6 protein-coding genes are annotated in these 12,010 nt (G+C 69.2%); 4 read left to right on the forward strand and 2 right to left on the reverse strand.

All coding sequences use genetic code 11. The features are described from left to right. Window positions 1-1,622: 1,622 nt before the first annotated feature. Together KA419_20595 and KA419_20600 are read right to left on the reverse strand one after the other, a co-directional pair. Entirely contained in the window at window positions 1,623-2,348 is a 726-nt protein-coding gene (locus tag KA419_20595; GenBank protein MBP7868334.1) for a DUF4097 family beta strand repeat protein, read from the reverse strand. Between the two features lie 206 nt (window positions 2,349-2,554). Next, complete coding sequence (locus KA419_20600) at window positions 2,555-4,213, reverse strand: amidase (protein ID MBP7868335.1); 1,659 nt, start codon at window positions 4,211-4,213, stop codon at window positions 2,555-2,557. A gap of 371 nt (window positions 4,214-4,584) precedes the next feature. On the opposite strand from KA419_20600, the gene KA419_20605 reads away from it, so the two are divergent. The 4 genes from KA419_20605 to KA419_20620 all read left to right on the forward strand — a co-directional run. After that, entirely contained in the window at window positions 4,585-5,310 is a 726-nt protein-coding gene (locus KA419_20605) for an FHA domain-containing protein (GenBank protein ID MBP7868336.1), read from the forward strand. A gap of 81 nt (window positions 5,311-5,391) precedes the next feature. Further along, entirely contained in the window at window positions 5,392-7,227 is a 1,836-nt protein-coding gene (locus tag KA419_20610) for a glycosyltransferase family 39 protein (GenBank protein MBP7868337.1), read from the forward strand. Between the two features lie 97 nt (window positions 7,228-7,324). Further along, window positions 7,325-10,612 carry a SpoIIE family protein phosphatase gene (locus KA419_20615; protein ID MBP7868338.1) on the forward strand — a complete coding sequence of 1,096 codons (3,288 nt, stop codon included), beginning with the start codon at window positions 7,325-7,327 and terminating at the stop codon, window positions 10,610-10,612. 201 nt (window positions 10,613-10,813) lie between these two features. Then, the coding region (locus KA419_20620; protein MBP7868339.1) for a serine/threonine protein kinase at window positions 10,814-12,010 on the forward strand (1,197 nt) is incomplete at its 3' end.

The raw sequence follows: 12,010 nt of genomic DNA on the forward strand, positions 1-12,010 counted from the left end.
AGGCTTTGCGTCTTTGCGCCTTTGCGAGAGGTAAAGACCGCCTGTTTTTTTCTGGAGCGTCCGGATGATCCGTGTCCATCCGTGTTCATCCGTGGTTTCTCTCCGGTTTATCCGGGTTGGGCTGTAGTCCCTACGAAGTAAGATCTTTGGCAAAATGAGCAAGATTTGAGATCATCGGTGGGCTCCCACCGCTTTCAGAGCGGGGAAACCCGATGCGGGGACGGAGGAGGGAATCCCGGCCGCGTCGTCCGGCATGCCCCGGGGCTAAAATGCCCCACTGGTGCTGATCCGTTTCCGGAATCGACGTATCCGGTCTCTCGCAAAGACGCCAGGACGCAAAGCCTCGCAAAGGAATCTCCCTTTTCCGCTTCCGGCTTTGCGAGGCTTTGCGTCTTTGCGCCTTTGCGAGAGGTAAAGACCGCCTGTTATTTTTCTGGCGCGTCCGGATGATCCGTGTCCATCCGTGTTCATCCGTGGTTTCTCTCCGGTTTATCCGGGTTGGGCTGAAGGCTGTAGGTCCGGAGGAATGGTCGTCGGGGTCGGAATCGGTATCGGTATCGGTATCGCAATCGGTATCGGTATCGCAATCGGTATCGGCATCGGCATCGTAATCGGCGCCGGGGTCGGAAATCGGCAGCGGTATCGGGGTCGGGGTCGATACCGGAAAAGGTTCCATCTGCCTTGCGGAGTGCGGCGCGAAGGCTGCCGGAGCGCCGCTTTGATCGCGCCGCGAAGGTTGCCGGAGCGGCGCGGCCCCAAAGCGCACCCGCGTTTCCCGGAACATGGAAAACCGGCGCGCAGGCACAAGGCGGGGGGGCGCCGAGCTTCCCGCAGGCATGAAGGCGCCGTGGCGAAACCGGGGCGTGAAGGGACCAAGGGACCCAAAGGACCAAAAGGACCAAAGGGACAGGCCGAGCCGACGCGGCAGAGGGCGCTGACGGGTCATGCCGCACAAACAGGCGCTACAGAGGTCTCTCTTTGCGATCTTTGCGCCTTGGCGAGCGCGGACCCGGGCCCTGCTCTCGCCAAGGCGCAAAGCCTGCAAAGAAACCGGATCCTGCTCTCGCCAAGACGCAAAGCCCGCAAAGAAACCGGATCCTGCTCTCGCCAAGAAGTAAAGCTCTCAAGGAAAACCGGATCGCCAGGGATGCGGCCAGGGGGCTCGAACGCTTGCCTTCACTGGGTCGCCTCGCCGCCGGGAGAAAACGTCCGGAAGGTCTCTCACAGAGGCACGGAGGCACGGAGAAGAATCATAAGGATTGACGGGTTCGCAAAAAGTCGGAAGACGGACGGAAGAATGTCTGTAAGGCCTTTGTTTGAGCCATCACCCGGAGGGTGATGGTACTTTTTGCGACCGCGTCAGGATTGTTTATTCAACTAAATCCGATTTGCATTTCTCCGCGCCTCCGTGTCTCTGCGAGAGAAATGGACTTTTAGCGAACGCATCAATTCTGCATTCTCCGTTCGTGCGGTTCGCGTGGTTCGTGGTTCAATTTCCAGTTATTTCGTGCTTCCTTTTCCGGGGTGGGGGCCGGGTGCTCCAGGCGGGGATCTCCTCCGCGGTTCACCTCCGTTTCACCCGAGCCGGGGGGGGGGGCGGGCCCGCCCGCCCCCTGACCGCTTCAGTGCAGCTTGAAATCGCCGCTCACCGTGGTCACGTTCACGGCGCACCCGCCCGGGCCGACCGCCCCGTCGAGCGACACGCTCCCGTAACCGTCCCGCTTGTGCAGCCCCGTCCACGCGGCGGGAAAGCTCATCTCGCCGGAAACCGACCGGGCCGAGATCGTCGCGCCCGCCCCCGACGGCAGGGCGAGGTCGATGTCCCCGCTGACGCTCCGGAGGTTCACCTTCTGCGGCAGCCCCTCGCCCACGGCGCACCGGATCTGACCGGAGACGCTGGACAGCTCCACCGGCCCGGGTTTTCCCAGCTTCGCCTCGACGTCGCCGCTCACGGTCTTGAGGCAGACGCCCCCCGACAGCCCCTCGCAGCGCACCGCCCCGCTCACGGTCTTGATTTCCACCCGGGCGTCCCGCGGGACGAAGACCTCGAAGTCCACGGACCCGTGATCGTCACGTGCTTTCCCCCCTTCCGCGTGCTTCTCCCGAACGGCGAGCGCCCCCGCCTCCCGGACCATTTCCGGCTGCACGCCCTCCCCCTTCGTCACGGCCTTCACACGCACCTGCCCCGGCTGGTCCCAGGCGGTGACCGTGACGGCGCCGGCCACGGTGGCCACCCGGACGGGCTCCCCGGCCCCGAGGGTGAACGACTTCTCCTCGACCTGCGCCAGGGCGGCGCCGGCGGCCATGAGCAACCCCAGACACACGATGACAACGGTTCGTTTGAACATCTTCGGTACCTCCAAAAACAAATTTCACCCCTTAGAACGACGGCAACCCCCGGAATGTTCCCCGCCCGCCGCCGATCCCCGGACCTTTCGTGAAAATCCGCCCGATGCGCGAAAAGGACCGTGCGGCAGCGGAGCGCTGTCCGAGAGGGGTGCGGAACGGGCCCCCGGCGGGACCGTGGGCTTCGTTCGCACGGCTGGACGGGGTTTTACCGCGCAGCAGGCCCCAACGAGAGGGTCGGGAGGAAGCGGGGGGGGCGGCGGGCTTTCACCGTCTGCTCGAAGGCGTAGGCCAGCCGGAGCAGGACCGGTTCCGAGAAGGCCGTCCCGATGAAGGAGAGCCCCACGGGGAGGTCGCGCACCAGGCCGGCCGGCACCGTCACGTGGGGGTAGCCGGCGACGGCCGGGGGCGTCGTGGCGCTGCCGGTGAAGTGGTCGCCGTTGAGAAGGTCGATGGGCCAGGCGGGGCCGGTCGTGGGCGCCACCACGGCGTCCAGCCGGTGCTTCCGGAGGACCGCGTCGATCCCGAAGGCGCGGGAGAGGCGGCGGCACCGCTGGAGGGCCGCCCGGTAGACCGGGGAGGAGAGGGGGCCCTTCCCCTCGGCCTTCACGAGGAGGTCCTGCCCGAAGTAGGGCATCTCGCGGGACCGGTGGCGCTCGTTGAACGCGATCACCTCCGCCAGGGACTTCACCGGCGCCCCCGGCCGGGCGGCGAGGTAGGCGTTGAGTCCGGCCTTGAGTTCGTAGAGCAGCACCTCCAGCTCGGCCGCCCCGTAATCGTGGGCGTGGGGAAGGTCCGCCGGGTCCACCAGGACCGCGCCGGCCCCCCGGAGTGCGTCCAGGCAGTCGGCGATGCGGGCGTCCAGGGCCTCGTGGTAGCCGAAGAGGTTCCGCGCGACGCCGACCCGGGCCCCCTTCAGGCCTCCCGGGTCGAGGGTCCGGGTGTAGTCCCGCTCCCCGGCCTTTCGAAAGGCGGCGGACGCGGGGTCGGCGGGGTCCGGGCCCGCCAGGGCGTTCAGCAGGAGGGCCGCGTCGCGGACGGTCCGGGCCATGGGGCCCGCGGTGTCCTGGCTCGCGGCGATGGGAACGATCCCCCTTCGGCTGACCAGCCCGAGGGTGGGCTTGATCCCCACGATCCCGTTGATGGCCGCGGGGCAGGTGACCGACCCGTCGGTTTCCGTCCCCACGGCGACGGTGCAGAGATTGGCCGCCACGGCCACGCCGGAGCCGGAGCTCGAGCCGCAGGGCGACCGGTCCAGCACGTAGGGGTTCCGCGTCTGCCCGCCCCGGGCACTCCAGCCGCTGGACGAGAACGACGACCGGATGTTGGCCCACTCGCTCAGGTTCGTCTTCCCCAGGATCACCGCGCCGGCCTCCCGCAGGCGCCGGACGGCAAAGGCGTCCGCCGGGGCCGCCGGGCCCTCCAGGGCCAGCGAGCCGGCGGTGGTCTGCATGCGGTCGGCCGTGTCCAGGTTGTCCTTGACCAGGACGGGGATCCCGTGCATCGGCCCGCGGGCGCCGTTGCGCCGGCGCTCCTCGTCCAGGCCGCGGGCGATGTCGAGCGCGTCGGGGTTTATTTCGACGACGGCGCGCAGGGCGGGGCCGCCCCGGTCCACCGCCTCGATCCGGTCCAGGAAGGCGGCCACGAGTTCGGCGGACCGCCACGTTCCCCTGTCCATCCCGGCTTGCAGCTCGGCGACGCCCATCTCCCCGAAGGCGAAGGCGTCAACCTCCGCCGGCCCCGGGGCGGGGGCGCCCCCCCCGCGGGGCCCGTCCGCGTTCGACGCGGACCGGGCGGCATCGCCGAGCGGGCTGCCCAGGCAGATCCCCCCCGCCAGCCCCAGTTTCAGCAGGTCTCTCCGGTCCATGTCGCTCACCGTCGCACCTCCGTCGTCGTTGACATTCCCTCCAAAATTACCGTCGCCCTCCGGGAGATGACCGAAACCAGGGCACTGCCAACGATTTCCCGCCGGGCTCACAGGCTTTTTCGAGGCCGTCACCGTCGATCCCCCCCGCGGGGCCCCGGGCCCCGCCGCCGGCCCCGCCATCCTGTTGTCCCCTCGAACTCTACCCCCGCCGGCGCGGCTTTTCAAGCACATTCGGGGCGCCCGTTCCGATTGTCCTTGTCAATCGTTTTCACTCTGAATTACAATGGGCGACGGAACCCACCCCTCGAATCCGCGGTGTGCCGGTCAATGAGGACGGGTTCTCCAAGCCGACGAGGAGCGGGGGCGAACCCATGAGCAAAGAGTGCCTGTCCTGCAAGAAGGTGAACCCCGACAACGCGCGGTTCTGCGTGTTCTGCCGCTCGGCGTTCCCGGCCCCCAAGGCCGTCACGCCCGGCCTCTGCCCGGCGGGGAAGCACTCCATGGACCCCACCTGGCGGTCCTGCCCCTACTGCCGCATGGAGCAGGAGGAACAGGAGATGCGGCTCCAGGAGGAGCAGGCGGCCTCCATCCCGGCCCACCCGGCGGCCGGCGTCGCGGCGCCCGAACACCCGAAACCCTCCACCCGTCCCGACCTCCAGCAGCACGCCGGCTCCGCGGCCCCGGGGCACACCGTCCAGGCGGAACCGGGCGTGACCAGCCGGCTGGTCCCCGGGACGTCCCCCCGGGTGGTCTCGGACGTGCCGGAGGATGAGACGGGGCTCCGCGTGACGGGGGTGCTGGTCAGCTACACCTGGCACCCGGAAGGCCGGATTCACGCCCTGCTGAACGACCGGATCACCATCGGGCGCCGCGGGGACTGCAGCGTCCAGGTCTCCAACGACCCCCTCATGTCCAGCCTCCACGCAGTGCTGGAGTGGAAGGACGGGGTGTTCGTGCTCGACGACGCCGACAGCCTCAACGGGACCCAGCTGGACAACGAGATCGTCTCCGCGCCCGTGCCCCTTCACAACTACGCCCGGATCCGCACCGGCTCCACCGAGTGGATCTTCATCCTGGTGGAGCCGCCCCCCCGGTGATCCGCCCCGCCCGCATCCCGGTCCGCCCGAGCCCCGGCAGGGGAAGGGCCCCGGGCCGCCCCCGAGGAGAGGACCCCGCCCATGCATGAACTCGGCGAATCCCAGAAGCGCTTCATCGAACGGAATCGGCGCCGCAAGTCCCGCTCCGCCATGGCGCGCGAACTCGGCGTGGAGGTGGAGGCGGTCTCCGCCTGGCTGAACCGTCTCGACGCCAGGGGGAAGAAGGCCGGCGCCAAGGCCTGGTATCCCCGGTTCCTCGTGGACCCCTTCGCCCGCTTCGGGCCCGAGCGCCAGGCGTGGCTGCAGATGGGGGCCGTTTTCCTGGTGGCGCTGGCCGTCCGGCTGATCTACCTCTGGCAGGTCCACGGCACCCCCTTCTGGTCGCCGGTCCCGGGCGGGTACGACGACGCGATCTTCGACACGTGGGCACGGGGAATCCTCCAGGGGAACTGGCTGGGCAACCCCGAGCTGTTCATCTACCGGATGCCCTTCTGCGGCTATTTCCTGGCCCTGGTCTACACGGTCTTCGGCCCGTCCTACGGGGCGGTCTACGCCGTGCAGTCCCTCCTCGGGGCCGGGACCTGCGTGCTGGCCCTCGTCGCGGGCCGGATGCTCCTGACCCCCGCCGCGGGGTGGGTCGCGGGGCTCCTGTGCGCGTTCCACGGCCCGTCGCTCTTCTACGGCGCCATGCTCATGGGCGAGGTCCCCTCGGCCTTCCTCCTGGCCGCCGCCCTGGTCGGCCTGCTCCGGTACGCCCGGGGGGGCCGGGCCCCCTGGCTCGCCGTCTCGGGCCTGTGCCTCGGCCTGGCGGCGCTGGCCCGGGGGAACGCTCTCGTCCTGGCCGGTCTGGCGGGGCTCTGGCTCCTCTGGAAGCACCGACGCGACGGCGTGCGGAAACTGCTGGTCCCGCTGGCCGTCCTCGCCCTCTCCACGGCGGCGGCCATCGCGCCCGTCACGATCCGGAACCTTGTCGCCGCGAAGGATTTCGTCCTGGTGTCCGCCCACGACGGCATGAACTTCTACGTCGGCAACGCCCCGGGCGCCACGGGATCGTTCCGGCAGATCGAGGGAATCAGCACCAACCCGGAGAACATGCACCTCGAAGCCGCCCGGGAGGCTGAACGGCAGGCGGGTCGGAAGCTGAAGCCCTCCCAGGTCTCCGCCTGGTGGTACGGGGAGACCTTCCGGGCGATGTCGCGCCAGGGGGTGGGTTACCTCTTCCCCCTCTTCCTCAAGAAGTTCGCCCTGTACGGGAACCACTACGAACTCCCCGACGTCTGGGACTACCAGTTCGTCCGGGAGCATGTCCCCCTCCTGGCGTGGCCCTTCCCCGGTTTCGGGTTGCTGACGGTGCTGGCGGTCCCCGGGATGGTGCTCCTCCGGAAGCGGCTGGAGAACCCGGGGCCCCTCTACCTCTTCACGCTGGGGTACGCCGCCTCCGTGATCCTCTTCTTTGTCAGCGCCCGCTACCGGGTCCCCGCCGTGCCGTTCATGGCCCTGTTCGCCGCGGCCTTCCTGGTCAGCCTCCCGGACCTCTTCCGGGCGGGGCGCCGGGTCGTCGCGACCCTCGTCGTCTCCCTGGCGGCCGGCATGGGGCTGGCCTGGTTCCCCGTGGTGGAGCCGACGTCCTTCTCCTACTCGCTGAATTCCCTCGGGGTCGCCTACAAGGCCCAGGGGAAGACCGACCTCGCCATCGCGTTCTACAAGGACGCCGTGCGGGCCCTCCCGGAGAACCCCTGGCCCTACTACAACATCGGGGTGGCCCTCGAGGAGAAGGGCGACCCCGCCAACGCCGCGCGCTGCTACGCCGAGGCCCTCCGGCGCTTTCCCCGGTTCGAGAGCGCCATGTCCCGTTTCATGGGCGTCCGGGCCTTCCTGCCCGACCGCGAGCCCGGCGGCCCCCCGCCGTGGAAATGAGCCCCCTCCTGTGACCAGGAATACAGCCCCCATCATTTTTCACCTCGCCCCGTGAATTCCGTGGGGCTTTCCGTCGTATAAGGGGTCGGAGGAAACGATGTCCGGAGTCCGTCGAGTATTTTGGGCCTTCCTGCTGCTGCTGACGTGGCCGGGGCTGGCCGTCTCCGCCGCCCCGGCGGCGGGGGAACCGCTCCCCCTGCGCTTCCACCGGATCTCCATCGACCAGGGGCTCTCCCAGAGCATCGTGGAGTGCATCGCCCAGGACCCGCGCGGGTTCATGTGGTTCGGCACCGAGGACGGCCTCAACGTCTACGACGGGTACCGCTTCGAGGTCTTGCGCCCCACGCCCGGCCGCCCCGGGGGAATCAGCACCAACAGCATCGTCGCCATGCGCCTGGACCGGGAGGGCTGCCTCTGGGTCGGCACCTTCAACGGCGGGCTCAACCGCTACGACTACCGGACGGGGCGGTTCGTCACCTACCGGAACGACCCGCGAAACCCCCGGAGCCTCAGCCACGACCTAGTCCGCACCATCCTCCAGGACCGCCGGGGCACGATCTGGGTGGGGACCGACGGCGGTCTCAACCGCTTCGACCCCGCCGGCGGGACCTTCACCGTCTACCGGCACGACCCGCGCAACGCCCGCAGCCTCGGGAGCGATTCCGTTTACGCCCTCTTCGAGGACAGCCGGGGTGTCCTCTGGGTCGGCACCCGCGGCGGGGGCCTGAACCGGTTCGACCCCTCCGACGGCTCCTTCCGGCGATACCGTCACGACCCCGCGCGGGAGGACTCCCTGGCGCACGACGACGTCTACGCCGTCCTGGAGGACCGGAAGGGGCGGTTCTGGGTCGGCACCCAGGGCGGCGGTCTCGACCGGATGGACCGTACCACGGGCGCCTTCCGGCATTACCGCCACGACCCGGAGGACGACCGCAGCCTCGGGAGCGACCTGGTTTCCACGCTCTTCGAGGACCGGGCCGGACGCCTGTGGGTCGGCACCAACGGGGGAGGGCTCAACCTGTTCCACGTGTCCTGCGGGTGTTTCGTCCGTTACCGCAACGACCCCCGGGACCCCGGCAGCCTCAGCCGCAACGAGGTGCGCGCCCTCTTCGAGGACGCCGGCGGGATGCTCTGGGTGAGCACCTACGGGGGCGGGCTCAACGTCTGCGACCCGGGTCGGAAGGCGTTCTACCTCTTCCAGTCCCAGCCGGGAAACCCGGACAGCCTGGGCAACGACATCGTCTGGTCCTTCTACGAGGACCCCGCCCGCGGCTGCGTCTGGATCGGGACCCACGGGGGCGGGCTCGACCGCTTCGACCCCGTCGCCCGGACCTGGCGCCATTACCAGTCCCGGGCCGGCGCCCCGCGGCCCCTCTCCAGCGACCGGGTCCGCGTGATCTGCCCCGACCCCTCGGGCGCGTTCTGGATCGGGACCGACGGCGGCGGGTTGAACCGCTTCGACCCCGACACCGGGCAGGCGACCGCCTACCTCAACGACCCCGCGGCCCCCGGGAGCCTCTGCCACAACCAGGTCCGGGCCCTCGCCGTCGACCGCTTCGGGAAGGTCTGGGTCGGCACCTTCGGCGGCGGTCTCGACTGCCTCGACCCGGCCACGGGCGTGTTCACCCACCACCGGTACGACGCCCGCGACCCGGGCTCCCTCGGGAACGACGTCGTCCGGGCCGTCCACGAAGACCGCCAGGGCCGCCTCTGGGTGGCCACCCACGGCGGGGGGCTCAACCTCCTGGACCGCGCCACGGGCCGGTTCCGCCGCTACCTGGCGAACCCCGGCGCAACCAACGCCCTGAGCAGCAACTTCATCTTCGCCATCCACGAGGACGCCGAAGGTTTCCTCTGGCTGGGCACCTGGGGCGCGGGGCTGAACCGTTTCGACCCCCGGGACGGCTCGACGGAAGTCTTCACCACCGACGACGGGCTCCCGAGCAACTCCATCTACGGGATCCTCCGCGACGCCTCGGGAAACCTCTGGATGAGCACCAACAACGGGATCTCCCGGTTCGACCCGCTCCGGCGGGCCTTCCGGAACTACTCCGAGTCCGACGGGCTGCAGAGCAACGAGTTCAACGGGGGCGCCTTCCACCGGGGCCGCAGCGGCCGGATGTACTTCGGCGGCATCCACGGCTTCAACGTCTTCCTCCCCCTCGAAATCCGGGACAACCCGCATGTCCCCCCCGTGGCCGTCACCCGCTTCCTCAAGCTCAACCGCCCCGTCGAGACCCCGCTCCCCCTCACGCAGATGACCGAGCTGGAGGTCGGCCCGGACGACTACTACATCACGCTGGAGTTCTCCGCCCTCGACTTCGCCTCCCCGGGCAAGAACCGGTACGCCTACCGGATGGAAGGGCTGGACCCCGACTGGATCACCGTCGGCGCCGACCGGCGCCACGCCTCGTACACCAACCTGGAACCGGGGACCTACACCTTCCGCGTCCGGGCCTGCAACAACGACGACGTCTGGAACGAGGCGGGCGCCTCGGTCCGGATCGTGGTCCACCCCCCCTTCTGGAAAACCTGGTGGTTCCGGACGCTCGTGATCCTGGCCAGCGTGGTGATCCTGACCCTGACCGGCCTCGAGTACCAGTCCCGCCACCGCGAGAAGGTGAGGCTTCGCACCATCGAGCGCGAACTGGACGTGGCCGAGACCATCCAGCGGTCCATGCTCCCCACGGGGTACCCGGCCTTTCCCGGCCGGACCGACGTGGACGTCTGCGCGGAGCAGAAACCGGCCCGCCACGTGGGGGGCGACTTCTACGACTACTACTTCGTGTCCCCCCAGCGGCTCGCCTTCGCCATCGGGGACGTGTCGGGCAAGGGCGTGCCCGCGGCGATGCAGATGTCCATGTGCCGGGTGCTGATCAAGGGGGCGGCCATGGCGGGGCGGACACCCCGGGACGTCGCCCGGGTGGTGAACGAGACCCTCCTGAAGGAGCTGGCGTCCTCCACCACCTTCATCACCGTGTTCTTCGGGATCCTGGACCTCCTGACGGGAAGACTGGATTTCGTCCGGGCCGGTCACAACCCGCCGATCCTCCTGCGGCAGAACGGCGCCGCGGAACTCCTGACCGAGCCGGGCAACGTTTTCCTCGGAATCTTCCCCTCCGTCGCCTTCGAGCAGGGGGAGGCGGTCCTGGAGAAGGGGGACACCCTGGTCCTTCACACCGACGGCATCACCGAGGCGGAGAACGTCCACGGGCACTTCTTCGACGACCCCCAACAGCGCCTCGTGACGGAACTCCTCGCGCTCGCGCATCGTCCCCTGACGGATGTCGTCCGGGGGATCATGGCCTCGGTGGAGACCTTCACGGCCGGGGCCCCCCAGTCCGACGACCGCACCCTCCTGTGCATCCGCCGTCTGCAGCCCTGAAAAAGTTCCTGTTTCTGTTGCCATTGGGTTCCGGATGCAGTATAATCCGGTTGGCGCGGCCTGTCTGAAACGTGGGTGTCTGGGGGAATTGCAACTCTCGGCTGAATGATTCGTCCAGTATTCGGTTGCCTGCGCGGTCGGATCGGTGAACCGGAGACGGCCTCACCCGTCCGAGGGGTATCGTGAAGTCAAGGAGCCGAAATGGTACCAGGAACACGGGTTCGTGATTACATCTTCGAGCGGAGGATCGGCCAGGGGGGCATGGGTGAGGTCTGGCAGGCCCGGCACGCGCTCCTCGACCGCCTGGTGGCCGTCAAGATCATGGCGGACAACATCGCGCTCGACCCCAATTTCGAGAAGCGCTTCCTCCGCGAGGCCCGGGCCATGGACCGGCTCGAGCACCCCCGGATCGTGGGTGTCCGCGAGTTCTTCACCGAGGCCGGCCACTACTACCTGATCATGACGCTGCTCCAGGGGCGCTCCCTCGAGAAGCTCATCGCCGAGGCCAAGGGGCCCATGGTGCTCCCCATCGCCCTCCAGATCGCCGTCGATATCCTGCAGGCCCTGGACTACGCCCACCAGAAGGGGATCATCCACCGCGACGTCAAGCCCTCGAACATCCTGCTGGACAAGGAAGGCAACGCCTACCTCACCGACTTCGGCATCGCCCTGATGGTGGGCGAGTCCCGGCAGACCAAGAGCGGCGCGGGGATCGGCACGCCCCACTACATGAGCCCCGAGCAGATCTCGAACCCCCGGGGGCTCGACCACCGGTCCGACGAGTACAGCATGGGGTGCGTGGTTTACGAGATGCTCACGGGACGCCCCCCCTTCGACGACCCGGACTCGCGCGACAGCGACTTCACGGTGATGCTCAAGCACATCCAGGCCCCGCCCATCACCCCGCTCGCGCTGAACCCCAGGCTTCCGCAACCCCTCGTGGACGCCGTCATGAAGGCGCTCTCGAAGAACCCCAACGACCGTTACCCCGGCTGCGGCGTGTTCTGCAAGGCGATCCAGGAGATCATCGAACGCCACTGCGGGGGCCCCGGCGCCGACATCGACCGCACGGTGGCGGGGGAACTGGCCCCGGTCCAGTACACGGCCCGGCTGGTCAAGCAGGCGAAACCCGCCGGCGGTGGCGTGGGGTCTCCCTCACCCATCCCCGAGACCCTGCCCCCCGTCGTCGTTCACGCCAAGCCGGCCCCCAGCATGGAGAAACCGGCCGCCCGGCCGTCCCCCCAGCCGGCGCCGGCCGCCGCCCACCTCTCCCCGCCGTCCGTGCCGCTGCCCCCCCCCCCCACCCCCCCCCCCCCCCCCCCTCCCCCCCCCCCCCCGCCGCCCCCCACCCCCCCCCCCCCGCCGCCGCCCCCCCCCGCCCGGGGGGGGCCGCCCCCC

It is taken from the genome of Acidobacteriota bacterium, from assembly GCA_018001935.1.
In the GTDB taxonomy this organism is placed as follows: domain Bacteria; phylum Acidobacteriota; class JAAYUB01; order JAAYUB01; family JAAYUB01; genus JAGNHB01.

Coding starts and splice junctions, on each gene's coding strand:
- KA419_20615 (MBP7868338.1), top strand. CDS start 7,325: ATGTCCGGAGTCCGTCGAGTATTTTGGGCCTTCCTGCTGCTGCTGACG.
- KA419_20600 (MBP7868335.1), bottom strand. CDS start 4,213: ATGGACCGGAGAGACCTGCTGAAACTGGGGCTGGCGGGGGGGATCTGC.
- KA419_20595 (MBP7868334.1), bottom strand. CDS start 2,348: ATGTTCAAACGAACCGTTGTCATCGTGTGTCTGGGGTTGCTCATGGCC.
- KA419_20605 (MBP7868336.1), top strand. CDS start 4,585: ATGAGCAAAGAGTGCCTGTCCTGCAAGAAGGTGAACCCCGACAACGCG.
- KA419_20610 (MBP7868337.1), top strand. CDS start 5,392: ATGCATGAACTCGGCGAATCCCAGAAGCGCTTCATCGAACGGAATCGG.